At 35.0% G+C, this 21907-nt stretch carries 14 protein-coding genes and 1 tRNA gene; 1 reads left to right on the top strand and 14 read right to left on the bottom strand.

All coding sequences use genetic code 11. The features are described from left to right. Positions 1 to 22: 22 nt before the first annotated feature. Positions 23 to 745, bottom strand: coding sequence for a 2OG-Fe(II) oxygenase (locus CRJ00_RS04700; RefSeq protein ID WP_306473099.1), 723 nt, complete (start codon positions 743 to 745; stop codon positions 23 to 25). Between the two features lie 106 nt (positions 746 to 851). Between CRJ00_RS04700 and CRJ00_RS04705 the strand changes: the two genes are divergently transcribed. Further along, positions 852 to 923 (top strand) — tRNA-Arg (locus CRJ00_RS04705). A gap of 67 nt (positions 924 to 990) precedes the next feature. Here CRJ00_RS04705 and CRJ00_RS04710 read toward each other — a convergent pair. The 13 genes from CRJ00_RS04710 to CRJ00_RS04770 form a co-directional block, all read right to left on the bottom strand. Then, on the bottom strand, positions 991 to 2394 hold the full coding sequence (locus CRJ00_RS04710; RefSeq protein ID WP_257213689.1) for a sialate O-acetylesterase: 1404 nt from the start codon (positions 2392 to 2394) through the stop codon (positions 991 to 993). A gap of 9 nt (positions 2395 to 2403) precedes the next feature. Then, positions 2404 to 3663 (bottom strand): MFS transporter, encoded by a 1260-nt coding sequence (locus tag CRJ00_RS04715; RefSeq protein ID WP_099365726.1) that lies wholly within the window; start codon positions 3661 to 3663, stop codon positions 2404 to 2406. 2 nt (positions 3664 to 3665) lie between these two features. Beyond that, the gene (locus CRJ00_RS04720; protein ID WP_099365727.1) at positions 3666 to 4733 is read right to left on the bottom strand and encodes a Kelch repeat-containing protein; all 1068 of its coding nucleotides are present in this window, start codon (positions 4731 to 4733) and stop codon (positions 3666 to 3668) included. 8 nt (positions 4734 to 4741) lie between these two features. Further along, complete coding sequence (locus CRJ00_RS04725) at positions 4742 to 5653, bottom strand: dihydrodipicolinate synthase family protein (RefSeq protein WP_099365728.1); 912 nt, start codon at positions 5651 to 5653, stop codon at positions 4742 to 4744. 12 nt (positions 5654 to 5665) lie between these two features. After that, on the bottom strand, positions 5666 to 7309 hold the full coding sequence (locus CRJ00_RS04730) for a sialidase family protein (protein WP_099365729.1): 1644 nt from the start codon (positions 7307 to 7309) through the stop codon (positions 5666 to 5668). Between the two features lie 102 nt (positions 7310 to 7411). Continuing rightward, entirely contained in the window at positions 7412 to 8104 is a 693-nt protein-coding gene (locus CRJ00_RS04735; protein WP_099365730.1) for a FadR/GntR family transcriptional regulator, read from the bottom strand. A gap of 120 nt (positions 8105 to 8224) precedes the next feature. Then, positions 8225 to 9478, bottom strand: a complete 1254-nt coding sequence (locus tag CRJ00_RS04740; RefSeq protein ID WP_099365731.1) for a sialidase family protein — start codon at positions 9476 to 9478, stop codon at positions 8225 to 8227. Continuing rightward, a complete protein-coding gene (locus CRJ00_RS04745; protein WP_099365732.1) occupies positions 9468 to 11363 on the bottom strand; it encodes a sialidase family protein in 1896 nt (631 codons plus the stop codon). The genes CRJ00_RS04740 and CRJ00_RS04745 overlap by 11 nt, the downstream gene beginning before the upstream one ends. A 28-nt stretch (positions 11364 to 11391) precedes the next feature. Continuing rightward, positions 11392 to 12912: a RagB/SusD family nutrient uptake outer membrane protein gene (locus CRJ00_RS04750; protein WP_099365733.1), complete on the bottom strand. Its 1521-nt coding sequence runs from the start codon at positions 12910 to 12912 to the stop codon at positions 11392 to 11394. Positions 12913 to 12933: 21 nt separating this feature from the next. Further along, entirely contained in the window at positions 12934 to 15693 is a 2760-nt protein-coding gene (locus CRJ00_RS04755) for a SusC/RagA family TonB-linked outer membrane protein (protein WP_099365734.1), read from the bottom strand. Positions 15694 to 15714: 21 nt separating this feature from the next. Continuing rightward, positions 15715 to 17163, bottom strand: a complete 1449-nt coding sequence (locus CRJ00_RS04760) for a fasciclin domain-containing protein (protein ID WP_099365735.1) — start codon at positions 17161 to 17163, stop codon at positions 15715 to 15717. Between the two features lie 21 nt (positions 17164 to 17184). Then, entirely contained in the window at positions 17185 to 18711 is a 1527-nt protein-coding gene (locus tag CRJ00_RS04765; RefSeq protein ID WP_099365736.1) for a RagB/SusD family nutrient uptake outer membrane protein, read from the bottom strand. Positions 18712 to 18732: 21 nt separating this feature from the next. Continuing rightward, entirely contained in the window at positions 18733 to 21906 is a 3174-nt protein-coding gene (locus tag CRJ00_RS04770; RefSeq protein ID WP_257213690.1) for a SusC/RagA family TonB-linked outer membrane protein, read from the bottom strand. Between the last annotated feature and the right edge of the window lies 1 nt (position 21907).

Genomic DNA, 21907 nt, shown 5'->3' on the forward strand with positions numbered 1-21907 from the left:
AATCAACTCAACATAACCTAAATCAACTCAAGGCATCATGAAAAATAATTCCCAAGGTATATCTTTCCCCAGATTTTACCTCACTAACCCCATGCTTCATATTAATCCGATAATAGCCCTTTGCACCTTTCTCCGGTCTAAAATTCGTAGTAAACAGCAATGCATCTCCTTTTTTAGGACGTAGGACTGTTGCTTTGGACTGTGCTCTTGGAATTTGTTGGGTGAGCACAAATTCTCCTCCCGTATAATCCTCATCTGCCTCATTCAAAAAGAGTACCATCTGGATCGGGAAATAAACATCGCCATATAAATCTTGGTGCAGGGTATTAAATCCTCCTTCTCCATATTTTAGGATTAATGGCGTGGCTTTTAACTGTTCATTATCGTGACATTCTTTTAGAAATTCGGAATGGTTATTAGGGTATGTCCTATCTATTTTCAAGACCTGAAACCAAAGGTTGGCGATGTTTGCTATATAGGGGTATATTGCTGTTCTTACTTCTTGGATAATGTTTGGTAAGGGGTAGTTGAAGTACTTGTACTCTCCCAATCCGAAGCGATACCTTGCCATGTTAACGGTCTTTCTGTATAGGGATGAGTTATCGTAATTTTGGATGAGCTCTTCGCAGTTTTGGGAAGTGAGCAGGCTAGGGATAAGGGCAAAGCCATGTTGATTCATGGATTCGTTGATGGAGGTCCAATCAAGTTGTGCGATTTTTTCTGGTATGTTGGGGTTTTTCATCATTTTGGTAGTGGGGCTATATGTTACTATAAAGTTCCAAAATTGAGGACAAAGAAAAAATCCAGATGTTGCTAAGTTTTTTGGTGGTAAAATATTAGATTTGCAGCACGGCCTCGTAGTTCAACGGATAGAATAGATGTTTCCTAAACATTTGATAGCAGTTCGATTCTGCTCGAGGCTACAGAAAAAGAGCATCATTTGATGCTCTTTTCGCTTTTTTTATAAAGTTTATAATTGATAAATCTCTATTAAAATCCCCAACTATCTGTGCGAAATGGAGAAACAGGTAGACCTGTTGAAGAAAATAAATTAGGCATAGAAGTATTACTGAACCCAAACCTTACTGCAATAGGTTTGGGGACCTCTTTAGAATAAACCAGCAATTCATTATTTTCAATTTTGAAATTGGCAGGTTTAAAAACATGATCGTTTCCCGCAATATATAATCCCGTCATTTCTTTATCTTTGACTTGTAACTTTCCTTCAGCGTGGTAAAATCGAATTCTTATTTTATCATCTTCAATGATATAGTCTTTATAAATGGGTGATTGATAATCTTTTTTTTGGAAACCGTAATCATTTACTAATGCTAAATCGGCAAGTCGTAGAGCTACAGCTCTTTTCCTTTGGGGGTGAATATCTTTTATATTATCTACCAAATCGGTAGTTACGACCATACCTGTTTTTGAAATACTTATTGCAGTTTTGGCTTGTTGCTCTCTAAGTAATGCTGCATTTGGTTTTTCGTATTTATAAGAATGTGGTGCTATTTGAACAAAATAGAAGGGGAATTCTTTATTCCAAGCTTTTCTCCAGGAACTTATTAAGGTTTGCATTAAACGATCATAGCCCCAATAAGAGATTGTATTATCCTCTCCTTGATACCACAAAGCTCCTGCAATATTATAGCCCGCGAAAGGGTGAATCATACTATTCCATAAAACACTGGGTTGGTATGGTTTTCTTGGTGCAATTTTTTGCAATTTTGAATTTTTAAACAACTCTGGATCATTTAATATATCTTCTTTAGGAACCCAATATTCTGCCGCCGATCCTCCCCAGCTTGTATTTATTATCCCTATTGGAATATCTAAATTTTTATTTAAGTTTTCAGCAAAGAAATAACCTATTGCTGAGAAAGCTTCTGCACTTTTTGGATCGCATTCTGTCCATTTATCATATATATCATTTTGTGGGTTTTGTGCAGCAATATTACTTATTTGTAAAAAGCGGATATTTTTATTAGAAATGCTAGGTAATGCTTCTTTCATTTCTTTAACATTATTAAGGGCTGACCATTGCATGTTAGACTGACCAGAGCACAGCCATACCTCACCAACCATAACATTTTCTAAGGTTATTTCTTGATCTTGAGATTGAAACCAGATTTTATATGGCCCCCCCGCTATAGGGGTTAAAATAGATGTTTTCCATTCAGCATCTCCAGAAGTTATAGTTTTTATAGTATCTTTTGACCAAGAGGCTAAAATTTTTACCTCTTGCCCAGCTCTTGCCCAACCCCAAAAATTAACATTTTCCTGCTGCTGTAAAACCATGTTTTTTGAAAAAAAAGATGGAAGACGTAATTTCTGTGCCTGAACTTTATAAATCCCTATAAAAAATATAAGCGTAAAAAAAATAGTCTTATTCATGAATTTTGTTTAAGGTGAATTAGTCTTTTTTATCTGAACCCAAGTTAATGATAATGAAACCAATAACAGAATAACAGCAATTATTTGATATATAATGGAAAGGCTAATATTCGCATCTTTTAAAGCACCTCCTAAGTACACCATGACGCCCCCCACAATCGTGCTCAAGAAATTCAGGAAACCATAAGCTGTTGCAATATATCGTTCATTAACCACTTGTCTAAGTAATGGCATTAAATTAGCATCGTTAAAACCTCTGGCAAGGCCGTATATCAACATCGCAACTATGGCCACAGCAAACATTTGAGTAGATGCCATAATGAAAAGAAACGGTGCCCCTATACAAAAGCCAATAATCATTACATTCACTCTTCCTTTCGGATTTTTTTGTGCCCAGCGATCTGCTACAATGCCACCCAATATTACTCCTACAAAAGAACCAACTTGCATATACCCTGTTGCGGAAATTCCTGCAGTTCCCAGATCTAAATGAAACTGTTCTTTAAGAAACGTAGGGAGCCATCCTGCGACAAACCAGTTGGCCATTCCTAATACAGCAAAATAAAATAGGATTAGGTAAAATGAAGGAAGTTTGAATAAGGATATTAAAATTTCTTTCACCGAATACTTTTCGGAAATTTCATCTTTTTCTAATTGAAAATTTAATTCACTTGGATTGATTGTGTTTTGATTTACTTCCTTTTTGTCACGAATAAAATATATTAAAACAAAAGAATAAACGATTCCAAATAAACCAAATACATGGAAACCATATCGCCATCCCCAATATTCCGCAATAAATCCGCCCAAGCCCCCCAGAGCTAGTCCAGTATATAACCCACACATATGTAAACCTGTAGCTAAGGAGCGTGTTTTTCCAGAATGATAATCGGTGATTAAAGCTAATGCTGCAGGGATGTAACAGGCCTCACTTATACCCATGAGCAGGCGTGTAATTAAAATTTCCTCAAAAGAATTAGCATAGCCAGTCCATAAAGTAACTGCTGACCAAATTAAAACAGATAAAACGATGACTTTTTTCCGAGAATATTTGTCAGCTAGGAAGCCGCCGAAGGGACTTACAATTCCATATGACCATAGAAAAACTGAAGTTAATAGACCGAATTGAGAATCATTCAAATTAAAATCTGACACGATTGGATCCCGCATAGAAGTGATTAGAATCCTATCAAAATAATTTAAAAATGCCACCACCCAAAGTAGGCCTACCAATAACCAGCTGTATCCTTTAGAAGCTGTATTTATCATGATTATTTTGTTATATGACCAACCAAAACTTTTGGACTTCTGATTCCAGGTCGAATCTCTCCTGTCGGAATAATAAGGCTTCCTCGCCAATAGGTAGTGCCAGTCGTAACTGGAACCCAGACTTTATCTAAAGTTTCCATCTTTACTATTGATTTATTATTCCACTCTTTTCCATCATATATGAAAATTCTATTCGAAAACCCTGGATGATCATGATTTGGAGTAGTTATTGCCAAGCGTCCATCATCTCCACCAATTACAAATAGATTTTTGCTAAAGGCATCATAAAATGCAGGTCCAGCTGCCGCGGCAAAAGATGTTGGAAGATTAGTTTTTTGAATCCACTCTCCATCATCATTAAGTTCATATACGTCTTTTAAGTAATTTCGAACGCCATTTATTAAGGAAACACCGGACATGATTAATAACTTTCCATTGAAATTTGCAGCTACTGCAAGCATCCTACCTTCTGCTGGCAATTTGGTACAGATTTCCCATCCATTATGAGGGTTTTGAAGATCTAACCTCCAACAGTTATTTTCAGCTTCTTTAGAATTTGGTGACTTTAAACCTCCAAGGACATACCAAAAATTGTTAATTCTTACAGAAGCACAATTTGCAATAGGGCTGGGTAATTTAGCTATGGATTGATAGGCTATTGAATTCTTAGTTTTATCCCAAAATATTTCATATACAGAATCCAAATGCTGGTTTTCATCACTTCCTCCAGCGATGTACATTTTATTATTATAAGAAACCGTAGCGCCATATCCCATGACTCGGGGAAGTTTAGTTGATTCTGACCAATTGCCCGCTTTTTCTTTTAACACGAACAATTTATCTGTCCAAACTTTTTCACCTCCTTCCCATGGAGCTTTTCCATCTGGGAAATTTGCTCCACCAGCAACAATCAAAAAATCATTTACAACGCCGACATATGCCCCTGCATAGCCAATTGCATCAGGAATTGGCTTTAGGTAAACCCATTCCCATTTTAATTTTGTTTCCTGTCCTAAAACAGCGGTTGGAATCAACATAAGAATCAAGATTTTAAGTGCATTAAACAGCATAGCATTTTTTAACAAGAGGCTACAATATCTAAAAATTCTGAATATTCAAGTTCTTTGTAAAGATTTGAAATATTTTCTTGGGAAAGATTAGCTAATGGTAGTCGTGAATTTCCTAAAAATACGCCTGTTTTTTCCATAATAGCTCTTTGGGTGGGAATTGGACCATATTTAACCAATAAGCGAATCATTTCAACAGCTTTAAAATGAAGTTTTTCTGCTTCTTCGTGTTTACCTTCATGAAAGAGTTGAACAACCTTATTGTATAATTTAGCAGCATAGTTATAAGTGCTTCCAATAGCTCCTTTTGCTCCAACAGCTAAAGCGGGCAATAACAATTCATCATAGCCGAACAAGATGTCATATTTTCTATTTTTATAATTCAAGCATGCTTGATATTCGTGAATAGTGGAAGCTGTATATTTGATTCCAGCAAGGGTAGGTATTTGTGCCTCTGCAAGAGTTAGGAATTCAATTAGATCTAATTGAATGCCAGTAACTGCTGGGATATGATAGTAAAAGAATGGAGTTTTAGGAGCAGCAGAAGCAATATTGGCCATGCAGTCCACTAGATTTTGAGCCGAGCTAGGTTTAAAGTAAAACGCAGAAACGGAAGAAATATAATCTGCACCATTTAATTCCGCATGCGTGGCCAATTTTCTAGCTTCTTCAATTGAACTATGGCCAACATGGACTAAAACTAATATTCTACCAGCGACACATTCTAGATACCGTTCAGTTATTTGCATTCGTTCTTCAGTGCTCAAACTTGGACCTTCTCCATTTGTTCCACAAATGAATACACCCACGACCTTTTGGTTGATTAACATATCAACATAGCTTGGAATACTCTCTAAATCAATAGAGCCGTCTGCTTTAAAGGCAGCAAAGGTTGCTGCAATCAGTCCATTTATTTTATTCATTTTCTATAATTTTTACAATAATTCTTTAAGAGAAACTTGTTGGAAAACAAGGTCGGCCTGACTACTTTCGTATAAAATTCCAATTGTGTTCTTGTCAATAGAAGTAATACATGAATATCCCCTTCCTTTTCCTTCATCCAGTAATGTTTTTGTAATCCATGTATTGCCGTTGTCTTTGCTGATTTTCAATGAAATATTAACCCTTTCATATTTTGAGTTTGGATTACAGAAAACAAGAAGAGTTTTTTCATTTCCAGATTCAGAATAATGATGTTTATGGATACTTGCCATACAGGTTGGTTCAATTAATGCATGGTGAGATGTAGGATGTTCAATCCAAGTTTTTCCCATGTCGTTTGTTGTAGCAACGGCTCTTCCGTTTTTTTCTCCCTTTTCTGTGCTATTTAGGTTTGATCGCATATTTAACATGATTCGTCCATCCTCAAGTTCAACTGCCATACATTCTGTTGTGGATCTTGGCAAAGCCGGATTAGATGTTAACCAGGTTTTCCCTCCATCTTTACTATAAGTAATATTTGAAAATGCTTTTCCAGAATTGTCTCTACCTTGGGTAGGCATTACTAAGGTGCCATTTTTCATGGTAAGGCCATGTCCTGGGGCAGGAGCCCATAGCCACCAATCCTCTTTTTTGCACATTTCTGTTAGATTAATAGGTTTTGACCAGGTTTTACCGTTATCTTGACTCCTAACCATAAGAAATTGAGAAGTTTCCTTTATGCCGAATCCAGGCTGAGAACCCTTGGTTTTCCATTGATGATTCCAAATTTCTTTTCCATCTTTTATTCCAGGGTACCAAGTTCCGGTTTCATCAATTACGCCGTGCATCCATAATCCGGCAACGAAAATTTCTCCATTGTTTTCGTTTATAATAATATTTGGATCAGATACGCCATTCCATTTTTGCCCCAAGCCTCCAAATTCACCCATATCTATAGCTACTTCAAAGGGTAACCATGAATGCCCACCATCTAGACTTCTTGATACACCAATATCCATATGGCCTTGTAAGTCCCTTCCTGATTCGTATCTTGCATCATAAACAGAAACTAAAGAACCATCTTTTGCAGTAATAATTCCAGGAATCCGACTGGTATGTACTCTATCTTGTTTGTGTCTTCGAACTGCAACAGCATATCTATGAGAACTTGATTTTAGATCTTGAAATTTTATTTTTTTACCGTTTAACTTTAATGCATCATAGGATATATCAAGGGGAGTAAGCAGATTTTTCACAGGAGGTACCTGTACACTCAACCAAAAATAGTTTGCGCCCTTTTTAATATTTGTGACTGCCATTAAGTTAGTTTTTGCTTTTTGGAACACTTGTGATTGAAGTTTCTCAAATTTTTCTTTGTTTCCATCTTTTAATAAAGTAGTGTCGGTATTTGATTGCCATAACTCAATTTGTTTTACAATTTGGTTATTGAATTTATCAATGGTGATTGGCAATTCGATTTTTTGATTGTATAAAGCAATGTCGCTGTGAATAACATATCTTTTTATGACATTAATGGATTGGTCTGCCAAGATTGGCAACTGGTAAGTTTTTATGTCAACACGTAAATTTTGTGCTATGGCAATGTTATTTAGAAAAAATAATATTAAGCTGATTTTTAATGTATTTAGTCTTATCATCCTTTAAGCTTAGGTTTTTTTGATTAGTTATTTAGTACTTATGTACTACAAATAAAAATAATAAAAAAATATAAGACATCCATAGGATATCCTATATTTTTTTTATTTATTTAAATATTCATAATGAGGTCTTAGGTGTTCTCGCATTGCTAAAACAAAATCTTCCTTACTGCCTGTTTTCAAAATATTAACCAAATCTGCATGGGTAACATTTGATTTAATGCTTCTATTCTCGTTCTTTAAAACGTAATCGAAGACAGGTAAGAGCATAATCTGGAACCTTTTTAAGGTGTCATTTCCTGTGATTTCATAGAGTTTTCCATGGAAAGCTATTTCACTATTCACTCGAAATACATCATTATCCCCTGATTTTTCTTTTTTGATTATACCTTCTAATTCTCTTATATCCTTATCAGTCTTCCTAAGAAATAATAAATCTGCCAATCCAGACTCTAAAACTAAACGGAGTTCAAAGAGGTTTTTTAAAGTTGATGTATCCATGAATTGTGGGTTAAGTACCCGTTCAAATGAACCTAAAATATCTGGGCTAGTTAAAACCATTCCTCTTTTCTTTTTAGACTCGATTAATCCTAACATTCTTAATCTACTCAATCCTTCCCTTAATACATTTCTACTAACTCCTAATGCCTCAGATAAATCCATTTCAGTTGGTAAAACATCCCCGGTTTTCAGCCCCTTTTTATCTAAATATTCGCGCAATTGAATTTCAACTAAATCCGCCCGTGTATTGACCTCAATGGGTTTTAGGTCATTCATCAAATCCTTTGTTGGCATGTAAATGGTATTAAATTACTTTTATGTTCTACAAAATAACATAAAAGTTATGATTAAAAGTTAGTAATATAAAAAAAATGTTAAGAAAACCCAAGAAGTTGTGACTAGCATCTGTCACATTTATAAGGACTTAATCCAATTTAAGTTTATGTGATGATAATCTATTGAATGTCTTCTGTTAATAGCAGATCCTGCAGATGGATTATCAACTTGTTCAACTAATATTCCGATTTCTACATCATTTATTTTAGTCATGCTGGAATAACCACCATAACCTAACCTGCATAAACTTTCTTGTGAAATTTGATGGTAAGTCAACTGTTTAGAAGCAAACCATGATTTACCGTCATCATTACTTAAACGAATAGTCATATTACATCGATCTTTCATACTGTCACCTTCATTATTTGCAGAATTCAAAAACACCATCAAATTCGGATAAAAAGATTGACGGAGAATAGAGCCTTGACATCTTGGATCAATCAAATTTGGGTCAGATATAAAATTTGAAAATCCACCTTCAATAGAGCCCCTTGAGGTATATCTTGTTTTTCCTTTATTCCAAATATTTGTTACAGCACGATCATTTCTTAATAACAAGCCACTACTAAGTTCAACAATACTACCTTCAAAAGTATTTTTAGGTATCCTTTGATATTTCCAAGTCACTCCATGGTCATCGCTATAAATATTTCTTTCACCAGCTGGTATAATTAATCTACCCTTTGTGTGACCATTTTCAATTTGAATTCCAGAACCTGGGCCAACAGCATCCCACACAAAATCTTTTGGAACTAAATCTTCTGTTCTATCGACAGGATTTGACCATGTTGTCCCATTATCATCACTAAACATAGAATAAACCCTTCTGTCGCCCCATTGAGAAACTTCTGGGTAGTATTTTCCATTAAAAGTACCTCCATGTTGACTATGTTTATCAGAATTCCAAGAGAGAAAAATCCAAATTTTATTTTTTTCAAAATCTGTAACAATGGTAGGATTTCCCCAAGTGCCCTCCCCTTCATGTACTAATATTCTTAACGCGGACCAAGTTTTTCCTTTGTCAGAAGACGTTTTTGCCACTAAATCAATATCACCATAATCTAAACTGCTCATTTTTCTTCCTTCAGCAAGTGCAATTAAATCACCATTGGGAGCTGTGACTATACTTGGAATGCGATAAGAATGATAACCATCCTTTCCTTGTTCAAATATTCTCACATTCTCTTTAATTATTTTATTATCCTCTTCATCAGGAATAAAAGGTGTTTTCTCAAATTTTAAAACAGAAGTTAATCCAGTATCTTTATCTGTACAAGATAATAATGTAACGACGAAAAGGGCATTGATTATTAAAAACAGGTTATTTTTCATAAGTAATAATTCCTTCAAATGGTGTATTTATTCCTCCCTCGGTAGCAATCAAGATTTTGCCTGATGGTAAAAGTACTGCATCTAGATTTCCTACTGGAACTAGGTAAGTATTATAAGCCATCTTATCAAACAAAGGGCCTTGGTTTATAAATGATTGATTTTGTTGATCTCTTGTGAAAAGTGTTGGGGAATTGGCATATACAGGACTCATTCCATACGAACGAACATCCGTTCCCCGTCCTAGTGGGGAAACATAAAATAGTTTTCCAGCATCATTTTGGACAAGGACAGAAGGAAAAGTATGACCAAAATCTCCTGTATTGATTCCATTTGAAAAAGATGTTGCGGTCGTCCATGTGGTACCTCCGTCGGAACTATAAGAAACCATTTTATTTCTTGGGGTAACATTACTGTGCGATAGTAACATCATCAATTTACCGTCGGCCAACTCCACTATTGATGGATTTCTTAGATTGCTTCCTAGGATTTCGCCACCTAATTTCCAATCTAAGCCATTATTATCTGATACGGCTACTTGTACTCTATTGGATCCAACATTCATTGGTAATATTAATCGGCCATTATTATTGGTGCTTTTTAAAACTATTCCATGACCAGAACCAAATTGGACATCCACTGATTGGGTCTTTATTTGATTGGTGATGTCTTGTTCTCCTGACCAAGAATTTCCATTATCGTTAGAAATGCGTTGATAAATTTTTTGTTGGCCTGGCTCAAGTATAAAAGAGGTGCCATTTTGTATATAGTCAATCTTGCTATAATATAAAAAGAGTGTTCCAGTGTTGTTTTTTAATATTTGTGGATAAGCATAAGTATCATTAGAATTTTCTCCAGCAATTACATCAATTTCTTTGGACCAGGATTTTCCTCCATCAGAAGATCGACGTAAGATAATATCGGTATTAGCTATAGGTCTAGAAGTTTGAGCGACTCGTTGATAGGCATTTTCATAACTTCCCCTCCCTTCAGCAAATAACAACACATCGCCATTATTATCTGTTGTTAAAGCTGGACGTTGGATAAAATTATAATTGAACTCTTTATTGTAAAAAGCATAATTGACTGTAAATGCTTCTTGAGATTCAATATAAAAATCATGAATAGTTAAAAAGTTTCTCCATGGCCGAATACTGGGCGTATAAAAAAACAGTTTTTGTTCAGGCAATTGCATTTTGAAACACAGTACACCATTTATTTTTATATAGAATAAATTATCTACTATTGCGGTTTCAAATTCAGCAGGAACGCCAGGTGTTATAACCTCGTTAACAGTTGGCCATCCTGCTTCTGGATTTACTGAAAAAGTTCGTTCATAAAAATCAAGGAAAAACTGAGGCGCAATGTTTGAAAATCCATCAAAACCGAAAATAAACTCTCTTCCGTTCTCCCAGCTATTTCCAAGTACAATACCAGCTGCGGTACCATTAAATGTTCCAATGGTTGCTTTAAAGTACATATAGAAGTTTTTTCCTTTTCCTACAGGAACAAAATATTTGGATACAGCATAATTATTGCGATAACTATTCTCTCTTCCACCCACATGATCCGCATTAGTAATAGGATAAGGATTTCTGTGTTGAATTAAACGCATGCCATTCTGTTCTTGCACCCATGAAATGGTGTCTCCACCAGCATAATAGTCCGTATAACCTTTAAACAAAATTTTTTGTAGATCGGGTTTACCGTCTTTCATTAACCAAATGCCCGCCATTCTATTTTCATCAAATGGAAACGGGAGGGAGTCCGGTGTAATTTTTTCTTCTTCATAAGGGCCTGGAAAATCCCAATGTTGCTCTTTATAGCAGGAGTTGAAAATTATTAAACAAATGCTACAGCCTAATAAATATTTAATTATTTTTTTCATTTCTAATCAATTTGGAATTAGATTTCAATTATTTACTAACAGGTAAATACCAGCTCTTTTGATCTAGAAGTTTTTGGTACACAGAATTTCTATTTTCTCCATTATATTTAGAAGCTACCTTTTCTGCTAAAATATTTTTCCCAATTAACTGTGACCATAACATAAGGTCATACCAACGTTTACCCTCAAATGCAAATTCCCTTGCACGTTCTGTGAAAATAATTTCTAACATCAATTCTTTATTTGTATAATCTATATCTGTTGGTAAATATTTTACCAACCCACGAGATTCACGAATCATATTGATAAAATTGAAGGCCGAGGCATAATCATTTAGATGTAAATCAGCAATAGCTTTAAGTAGCCATGCGTCAGCAGAACGGAAAATCTGCCAGCTAGCATTGCTTTTATAGGCGGGTCTCCTTGAAGAAACATTATCTAATCCGATATATTTCCAAATAATTGTGTCTTGGTCAAAAACTTTATAACTAAAATTTGTCCGAACATCCGAACTTTCATGGGAAAATATGGTGTTTATTACGTGGGATGATGGTTTTAAAAAATACTTACCTCCTTCTTGTGCTAAGTTTGAAGTAAATTCTTGTAACCTATTGGTTTCAAAGCTGTTGTCGAATCTAAATCCCAAAAGAAACATGCTGTGCTGAGCTGCAAAACTAGCCGTAAATTGATTTGGCCATGCTCCTGCTGTACCTAAAGAATGTTGATTGTTTACTATCGGAGAATTACAAAAAGCTGAGGCGGTTTGATATTCACCAAGCCAAATGGCAATTTCTGCTGCAAAAGTTGCTGCAGTAGGTTGGGAAACTCGACCATACCTTTCCTCAGAAGGAAGCGTTTCATTGTTCCACATAAAGTTTAAAGGCAACATCCCGAGAACACTTAAAACATCATTATAGATCATTCTCCAAACCTCTTGTTTATCTTTTGGGAATTTTAATAAACCACGAAGTTCAGTTGAGGTTATTTCAGATGTTTTGCGATTAATTGTATTTCCTTTTTCATCTATATAAGAAACCTCTTCCGCATAATCAGATCGAATAATTGGAAAGTTTTCAAATGTACGCACCAAATAATAATAACATATTGCACGCAGTAAAACAGCTTCTGCATAATATGCATTTGCACTTTTGGGCAAAAGCTTATCATCTTTACTAGTTACATCATAAACCTTTTCCATCTGCCTATTGCATCGTGCTATGGTTTCGTAAATATTATTGTAATCAGCAAAGGGATTTTCAATACTAACATTATTGATAACAAACTCATTTATATAAGGCATTGGTTCAGTTTGACCTGTAGTAACCATATCTGCTCGAGCATCTCCCCACAAAAGAAATTTGTGGACATCTCGAGCTAAAGGGGCATACATTCCCAACGCTGATGCATTGAGGTCTTTTTGGCTTTTATAAAAATTATCTTCCACAACTGAATTATAGGGTTCCACGTCGAAAAAGGAAGAACAAGATGCCATAAGCGTTATAAAAAATAGACTAGGGATTAGGGTGTATAAGCGAATGCGATTTTTCATAAATAAAAAATTTTGCAAAAATTAAAATGAAGTTTTAAGACCTAGTTTGAAGGTTTTGCCTAAAGGAGGAGCACCAAAGTCTATATTTCTTAATAAGGAAATGTTCAAGCCATTTACTTCTGGATCGAAACCGGAATATTTTGTCCAAGTAATTAGATTGTCTGCACTTAGGTAAATCATTATATTTTTAAAAAACTGTGATGGTTTACCCTTTATGTTATAATGGAGCGAGCTTTGTTTTAATTTTAAGTAACTTCCATCTTCTACCCAAAGAGAAGAAGATGCGCCGTTATTTGAAGGGTCGTCTAAAACTGCTCTACTCAAGCCGTTACCTGTTTCATCATCCGATCGCCAGCGGTTTAGAACGGATGGGTCTTGATTGGCAAAATCCTTCATAAGATGCATTTGCTGCTTAAAGCTATTGTATATATCTGCACCCTGAGAAAAATTGAAAAGAAGGTTGAGTCCAAAATTTTTATATTGGAATGTTGTCGAAAAATAACCAAAAAATTTAGGTAAACCCGTTCCTATGATTTGCTTATCTAAACTGTTAATTATTCCATCATTGTTGATGTCCTCTATGACATAATCTCCTGGATGATATACTGTGCCATCTGATTTTTTTAAATTAACCTCTGATTCATTCTGAAATACTCCTAATACTCTATATCCATAATAGGATCCCAATTGTTCTCCTTCTTTCGCAATTCCAGTTATATTGCCAATTGATTGTTCAATTGCACCATTTGGTAGAGAAGTAACTTTATTTTTTAACGTTGAAACTGAAGTTGATAAATTCCATGCTATGTTTTCTTTAGCAATGATTTGTGAAGTCAGACCTAATTCAAGCCCTTGGTTAGTTATAGATCCAGCATTTTCAAATCTATCTTGCAATCCTAATTCGTTTAGAATGGTTTTATGAGTTATAAGATTGGTAGTATGCTTAAAATAATAGCCTAAATTTAATTGTAATCGATTTCCAAATGGCGTTATAATACTTTGTATATCATAATTGTCAGTTATTTCTGGACGAAGACTTGGGTTTGCAATATTACCAAAATATACACCTCCATATCCGAAATAGTTTTCAGGATAATACTGGTTAAAATGGTAGAACCCTCTTACCTCATGGTTGCCAGTTCTATTGTAACCTAAATTTATACTCCATTTGTTCAATGGTTTTTCCTCCAATATATAAAAGTAAACTTTAGCGCCTGGGTAAATATTCCAGCGAGAATTTGAACCAAAATTTGAGGAACCTTGGACATTCAAAGAGGCGTTAAGACTTATTCTTTCATTCCAATGAAGAATACCTTCAGCAATGTAACTCATTAAATTTGATCTATACCTTGTGTTCGAAGCGCTATCAACAACCCCTTGTTGTAGTGTCTCGAAATCATCAGTTCCAGCGTTTATCTTTCTTCCAAATACACTTTTCTCTTCATAGGTTTCAATTGCTGCTTGTATGCTTGTATTATATTTTAGGTTTTCTGAAAATTTCCCTGAATTGGAAAGTATACCATTCCAATTCAAATAAAATTCACTTGAGCTTCTTTGAGAGTTTTGTCGGATTCGGTATAAGTCAGGGACAATTCCTAATGCTGGCCGAAATTGTTTTTCAGATAAATTGAAATAAGAAATTGAAAGATCTGATTTCAAATCCCAAGCACCTCTAATTTTCCAGTTTACTCCCATTACTCCATCAATTCGATTAAATTGATTTTTGTTAGAAAGGTTGTTAACAAGGGCAAGGGGATTGCTTAATCCAAGCGTGTCAACACTCGCCAGAATTCGACTCTGACTACCATCAGCATTTACGAAATTAGTTCCTAAAAATGGCGCTTTAGCACTTGCAATATAAATGGGGTGCGTGTTATAATCGGATCCAAACTCTTTATAATGCCCACTTGTGTTCGTGTAGGATAAATTGTTGTAAATAGAAATGTTTGGAGCCAACTGATAATCTAAATTAAATCGAAGACCAATTCGTTCAAAATTAGTTTCTTTTATTAAACCCTCCTTATTGGTATAGCCAACAGCAAAAAGATAATTTGCATCACCATCACCGCCTTTAAGTTTCAGGTGATAGTCTTGAAATACTCCATCCCTTTTAATCATGTTTAACCAATCATTTTGAAAATTATATTTTGGATTACTTTCAGAAAATATAGGGTGTTGGTCTAATTGGGCTGGCGACATTCCTTCTTCTTGAAATCTAGACCATAAATAGGATTTCATGCTTTGAGCATCCAATCGTGGCACGTTTAAATTGGAGGAGATTAATCCATAATTAGCTATGAAATCAACTTTCGTTCCACCAAATTCACCTCTTTCTGTATGTATTTCTAATATACCGTTGGATCCTCGACCTCCAATTTTTGGCATTTCAAAACCAGAGGAAAGAACTTGAATATTATTGATGTCATTTGGGTTTAAAAAACCTAATCGATCTGGTTCAAAAGTACTTAAGAAAGTAGGATTTGCCCCAGAGTATCTCATAGGAATTCCATCTATATAAATTAAAGGGCTACTGGATAAATTAATACTATTTAGCCCACGAATCATCAATACTGGGCTGGCTCCTAGATTCCCACTTTCCGATACTGATATGTTGGGCTTTTCATATAGTTTCCCGACAATAGATATGGTGGAAGGGGCAATATCCAAACGATGTAGACTGTCTACTGTCGCAGGTTTTGCGGCTATATTTTGGGCATAAATACTGCTATTTGCCATAAGAATAGCAAAACAGATGGATATGATATATTTTTTTGTAAACATGATATTTAATAGTCCAACAGGTTAATTTATAGGGATGAGTTCCAGAATGTCCAATAATAGGTCACAGCAATAACCAGGAGATTTATTAGTGCCAAAATCAAGAAATACAAAATTCAATTTTACGTCAGATCTTTCTTGAACTGTAATATCTCCACAATAATTAAAAGCAAAGTAACTGTACTCTTCAAAATCTCCATCTTTTTTGGCGAAATCCGTTAATTCTTTGACGATTTCCTCATTATAAATAGTCATAAATTTTCCTCTTGTTGCTGCCATTCGCTGCATAATTCTAATCCTATATTTACCAGCAGGAACATCTGGAACTGTAAGCCAAAAATAATCCCCAGCTTGAGTGGCATCAAATTGAACAATCATTAGTTTTCTGTCTTGATGATAACTTTGAGTCCCATTATTGAGTCTTATGGAAGCTGGTGGCGAAGTAAAAACATTTTGCTTTCCATAATTACTTCCTGGGGGATATAGGTTTAATCTTATTTTAGAAGGAACTGCTGGTGTAATTTGAAGGGGAGTGTCTAAGCTATGATATATACCATTTTGACCAATTTTATCGATTCCAAAATTAGCAGATTGATTAAAGCTAAATTTTCCATTAACTTGATATTTCCCATAGTTATCTACAGAAAAAGAAAGAGCCTCTTTTTTATATAATGGATAAAATCTTTGAGCAGTTAACAGGTTAAGATAATATCCAGAATCAGGGATAATATGGTAAGATGCCCAATCTTTTAAATTTTCTATTTCATTTTTATCAAAATTGCTTTTTTTAAGAGCATCATCAGTTTCGATTAACAAAGTAACCACGCTATCTTTTAGATATTTCGTAAGATCTGTTTCTTCAAAAATAGACAGCATAGTATTATACTTTCCACTTTCAACTAGCATATCATAAATTGAAGATGTAGGAGGAGGTAAAACGGCATCTAGAATATTGATAAATCCATTGTTGAAATTTATATTGCTTTCGACAATAGTCGCCACATTATTCAGTTTAATGGCATTATATGATTCACTAATATCGGCGATTAGATATTTTAAGCTATAGGATGTTGGGGAAGGTAATGGGCCGTGAGTAAATTCATTAGTATTGATTCGTTTATCCAGAAGATGGTATTTAAAATATGAAATCCAGAATTCTTTAGGGGCGTCTTTAATTTTTTTAATTGGTTTTCCATCTAAAATTAGAGTTTGAAACAATTTTTCAAATGCCGAATTATTTGGAGCGAATAGAGTATAAGAACCTGCAGTTTTCAATAAATTTCTCTGACCGACATACTCTGTCAATTCTTTGAACACACTTAATGTTTTGCTGCTATCAAGAAAATCCATGATCTGAATTTCATCAGTTGTATCGTATCGTATATCTGAATATTTATCCTTGCACCCAAAGTGGATTAAAAATGCAAAGCTTGAAATCAATACCCAAACATATAGCTTTTTGAGGTTCACCATGATTCAATTTATTTTATGTTTTTATTTATTCTTGTAATAATCCTTTTGAATTAATGCTTTATTATTTTCGATTTCTGTTTCATGATACGGCAAGAACCAACTTTCTGAATTCAGAAGACGAGCTTTAATTACCTGATATGGGATTTTTAAAGAATTATTTTCTGCAGTTTTTTCTAACAATACACTTTCCATTCCTGGCCTACGCGCTATACGTACTGCAGCGAACCATTCTTTTCCTTCAAATCCCAGTTCGAATTCTCGTTCCATTAACAGAAATCGCATAAATTCTACATCAGTTCCCATTGCTCCAGGGGTTAAGGCAGGAATATCACAATGCTTTCGGATTAAATTTATTCTTTCCTCAGCTTCTGCATATCTTCCAAGTTGGGCTAATGCTTCTGCTTCGATAAAAAGAATTTCTCTATATCGGTAAAAGATATAATTCATGTTTCTTCCTCCCGAAGGTCTATAACTTGGAACATAAGGAGTTTGTCCAGTCATTTTATATATTTCATATCCGGACCCCGCTGAATAATTTACAGGGGTCATATTAAAGGCTGCATAATTTTTTAAGCGGATGGTATCTGCACTCCAATTGATAAGATCTTGGGGAGGATAAAGTTCGAGGCCATCAATTTCAATGTTGATAGAGTTTGCAAGATATTTGGCGCCAGCACTAGTAGGTTGAAAATTTGCAAACCAACCGTATATTGGAGAAGAGAAACCTGTCTGTAAGTATTGATATTCAAATATACTTTCACTCGAGTTTCCTGGATTAAATATGCTAAACCAATCTTGAGGATCCACAAGCTTAGATTTGTAGTCTTCTAAAGACTCGCACAATTCAAGACTTTCTTGGTATTGATTTCTCCAAAGTTTAACATCAGCCCAAATTGCTCTAACTGCATTTTTGGTTATTCGACCAAAACGATCATTAATATTCTCAAAATCTGAGGCAGTATTAGCTAAGGCCTTTTCCAGATCCTTTTCTATAAAGTTTAGTACTTCTTCTTCTGCATGGGCCGCTGTATTGAATATTTGAGCGTCTGATTCATAAGGTTCTTCCATGATTGGAACTTCTTTAAAGGCTCGAATCAAATAGAAATAATTCAACGCACGTAAAGCATAAGCTTCTCCCATGAACATTTGAAGTTCACTTTCTTTAAATGTCTGATCATTTTGTAGGGCGGTTGGGGCATTTTTAATAAATGAATTTATCCAGTTAATTCCCGTATATACTGATGCCCAACGAACTAAACCATTTGTCGGATAAATGTCATGTACCATGAACTGTCGATAATCGTTGCTAAACGAAGATCCAGGACCAGGGGTATATAGACTAGATCTTATGTCGCCCCAAACTTGAAATATATTGATGTTGTTATGAAGAGTAGCATACATGCCATTTCGTGATGCTAGAACCTGTTCTCTATTTTGCCAATATTCATCATGTACCAAATTGTCTGGAACTTCAACATCTAAAAACTTATCACAGGAAAGTAGTGAGAAGGAAAAAATTGCCAGGAAACATATAATTAATCGATTCATGCTATAATTTTTTATTATTCATTATAAATTAAACCTAAAACCAAAAGTATATTGTTTAGGTGGAGCCGTGTAATTATCATCGATTCCGAATAGGTAAACAGAGCCTTTTATTGGGACTTCTGGATCTACACCAAGGTAATTTGTCCAAGTGAGTAAATTAAATCCGGTAACAAATAGGCTTAATTGTCTAATTCCCCATTTTTTTAAAAGATCATTGGCTTCATAAGTAAATGACAAAGATTTTAATCGCACATATGAACCGTCTTCTACCCAACGCGAGGAAGCTATCCGGTTCCAATCGCTACTTGGTTGGGCCCTGGGCATATCCGTTTTATCTCCCTGTCTTCGCCATCTGGAAAGAATGGAATGTGCTTGATTTTTGGAATCAGACATTTCTTCCATTATGATTCGAGAACCATTGATAATGTCATTGCCAAATTGATATTGAAGGTTTAATGCCAAGGTAAATTGTTTATACCCAAGCGTATTATTCCATCCACCAAAAAAAGTTGGATTGGCATTTCCGATCTGTACTCGGTCAAGTTGGTTGATTATCCCATCACCATTTAGATCTTCATAAATCATATCTCCCCCTTGAAACTGGTGCCCGGTTACAGAACCATATCTCATTATTTTCGGTGTTACTCCGTCTGCTTCAAATATTAAATTTCCTAGTGGATCCTTTAAATAAGCGTCTTCATCATGAGCATAAACTCCCAAAGCTTTATAGCCATAAAACGCACCGATAACATCTCCTTCCTGTAATTTGGAGGCGAATCCATTTCGAGTTGCGGAGAATGAAGAGGCATCAAAATTAGTTGGCAATTCAATGAGTCTATTTCGATTAAGTGCAATATTAAAAAAGGATTTTAATCGTGGCTTATCTTTTTGTGCCTTTAAAACATCAATGGTAATCCCAAGTTCAATTCCTGAATTTTCTACTTTTCCGAAATTCACAAATTGGTTTTCATAACCTAAAGTACTTGACAGCGTTTCTTTTAAAAGAAGATCGTTGGTTGTTCTTTTATAAATATCAAATTGTCCACTTATTCTATCCTTTAAGAAACCAAAGTCTAAGCCTAAATTGTACTCTGTTGTTCTTTCCTCTTTGATGTTTTCATACGCAAACTTATCCGGATAAATATAAGTTTCGCCTAAATATCCCTCTCTTGTTGCATATGCTATGTCATATATATTATTAATTCTTGGAAGGTTTCCTGTAATTCCAAAGGCAAACCGAGGCTTAAGGGATGAAATCCAGGGTAGTTTTTCGAAGACTTTTTCTCTTGTTAGATCCCAAGCAGCACCAATAGCAGGAAATACGGTATAAGCATTTTTACTTCCATATCTTGAATCACCTTCAGATTTTGCAGTTGCAGTAATAAAATATCTGTCCATTAAGGCGTAATGCCCTTGAATGAACATGCCTATATATCGTTGATCAGAAAAACCGCCGCTAATAGAAGATATCCTTGCAGATGCATCTGCGGATTTTAAATGTGGTGAACCGCCATTGAAATAGCGTATTTCCATATTATTACTTTTGTCCATACTAAGGTTTGCCACCCCCGTAATGGTTAAGCGATGATTTTCTGAAGTTATTGGTTTCCATAATAATTTGTTTACATTGTTTACCAATAATTGGTAACCTTCCGACTGAAGACCAGCGTTATAAAAACTCTCACCAGGGATAGCATCTGTTGCAAAGCTTGGCAAAAAATAATCGTCAGATGCTTCACGAAAATCGGTAGAAACTTGCATGTTGAATTCTAAGTTTTCAAGTACTTTGTAATTAAGACTTGTTGAAGCCATTAGCCTGTTTGCTTTAGATAAAAATTGTGAATAATCGATGATAGCCAAAGGGTTATATCTTGAATAGAAAGATACTGAAGTGGCATCCCGATCCACAAAATAGTCTAATCCATTTTTAGAATACATAGGAAAATAGGCAGGAATTTGCCTTGCAATTCGTAATGGATTCATTTCGTTGTCTCCATTTATGTTATATGGATGCTTTGTGCCACGTTTATCAGTTAGGGAATTGGTATATGTCAAATCTGCTGTTACAGCAAATTTATCAGAGACACGATAATTTAGATTGAACCGAGTATTAAATCGATCATATCCGGTACCTTTTGTTGTTCCATATTGATTGGTATAACCTAATCCCCAATAATAATTTATTCGATCACCACCACCACTTAATGATGTGTTATATTGCTGGTATATTCCTGTTCTAGTTATCGCATCTATCCAATTGGTATTGTTGTTAAATTTCCAAGCATCTGCACGTGTTAAATCGCCTCTTAGCTCTGGAAGAGCAGTACCATTATCATTTCCCCCTGTCCAACGCTCAATGGAATAAATACGATGTTCATCACCATTTAACATTGGGATAGTGCGAGGAACTTCCGAAATTGTAAAACGGCCATTAAAATTGAAAATAGGTTTTCCTCTTTTGCCTCTTTTCGTTCGGATTACAATTACACCATTCGCTCCTTTTGAGCCATATAATGCAGTAGCAGATGCATCCTTTAAAATATCTATTGAAGCTATATCCGCAGGGTCAAGGTCGCCGATGGGACTAAACCCAAAATCTGATATACTCTGTACAGAGTAATTATTTCCTATTACTTCTGCACCATCAATTATCCATAATGGATCATTAATTCCAGATATACTGGATATCCCTCTGATACGTATAGAGGCAGCTGCACCAGGATCACCACTGTTTGATACTACCTGAAGACCAGGCGCCATCCCTTGTAAAAATTGATCAACAGAGACTACTGGAAGATTTTCTATCCCTTTCATGTCTACTGAAGCAATAGAACTCGAGAGTTCTCTCTTATTTATATTCACAAAGCCTAAATCAGCATTTGGTTTTGAAGTTGCGACGATTTCAACTTCTTCAATCTGTTTTTTATCAACCATCATAATAATGGTTAAAGAGGAAGATACATTTGAAAGCTTAATCTCTTGTTTTAAATAACCTACATTTGAAAAGACAACTTTTGTTGCATTTGCTGGTATGTTTACTTGAAAACTTCCATCCTCTTCGCTTTTATGTGCACTTAAGATTAGATCATTGTTGTTGACAAATAGAATGGAGACTTGTCCAAATGGATTTGTTTGTGATTGATCATAAACTTTCCCTATTAATTGCTTTTGCAAAGCAAATGCATTTTGAGTCATG

Source organism: Sphingobacterium sp. 1.A.4, assembly GCF_002734245.1.
In the GTDB taxonomy this organism is placed as follows: domain Bacteria; phylum Bacteroidota; class Bacteroidia; order Sphingobacteriales; family Sphingobacteriaceae; genus Sphingobacterium; species Sphingobacterium tenebrionis.

What these genes read in the sequence shown, in the direction of transcription:
- CRJ00_RS04730 (WP_099365729.1), bottom strand. Translation starts at nt 7,309, where the DNA reads ATGATAAGACTAAATACATTAAAAATCAGCTTAATATTATTTTTTCTA.
- CRJ00_RS04760 (WP_099365735.1), bottom strand. Translation starts at nt 17,163, where the DNA reads ATGGTGAACCTCAAAAAGCTATATGTTTGGGTATTGATTTCAAGCTTT.
- CRJ00_RS04740 (WP_099365731.1), bottom strand. Translation starts at nt 9,478, where the DNA reads ATGAAAAATAACCTGTTTTTAATAATCAATGCCCTTTTCGTCGTTACA.
- CRJ00_RS04710 (WP_257213689.1), bottom strand. Translation starts at nt 2,394, where the DNA reads ATGAATAAGACTATTTTTTTTACGCTTATATTTTTTATAGGGATTTAT.
- CRJ00_RS04720 (WP_099365727.1), bottom strand. Translation starts at nt 4,733, where the DNA reads ATGCTGTTTAATGCACTTAAAATCTTGATTCTTATGTTGATTCCAACC.
- CRJ00_RS04770 (WP_257213690.1), bottom strand. Translation starts at nt 21,906, where the DNA reads ATGACTCAAAATGCATTTGCTTTGCAAAAGCAATTAATAGGGAAAGTT.
- CRJ00_RS04745 (WP_099365732.1), bottom strand. Translation starts at nt 11,363, where the DNA reads ATGAAAAAAATAATTAAATATTTATTAGGCTGTAGCATTTGTTTAATA.
- CRJ00_RS04715 (WP_099365726.1), bottom strand. Translation starts at nt 3,663, where the DNA reads ATGATAAATACAGCTTCTAAAGGATACAGCTGGTTATTGGTAGGCCTA.
- CRJ00_RS04765 (WP_099365736.1), bottom strand. Translation starts at nt 18,711, where the DNA reads ATGAATCGATTAATTATATGTTTCCTGGCAATTTTTTCCTTCTCACTA.
- CRJ00_RS04755 (WP_099365734.1), bottom strand. Translation starts at nt 15,693, where the DNA reads ATGTTTACAAAAAAATATATCATATCCATCTGTTTTGCTATTCTTATG.
- CRJ00_RS04700 (WP_306473099.1), bottom strand. Translation starts at nt 745, where the DNA reads ATGATGAAAAACCCCAACATACCAGAAAAAATCGCACAACTTGATTGG.
- CRJ00_RS04725 (WP_099365728.1), bottom strand. Translation starts at nt 5,653, where the DNA reads ATGAATAAAATAAATGGACTGATTGCAGCAACCTTTGCTGCCTTTAAA.
- CRJ00_RS04735 (WP_099365730.1), bottom strand. Translation starts at nt 8,104, where the DNA reads ATGCCAACAAAGGATTTGATGAATGACCTAAAACCCATTGAGGTCAAT.
- CRJ00_RS04750 (WP_099365733.1), bottom strand. Translation starts at nt 12,912, where the DNA reads ATGAAAAATCGCATTCGCTTATACACCCTAATCCCTAGTCTATTTTTT.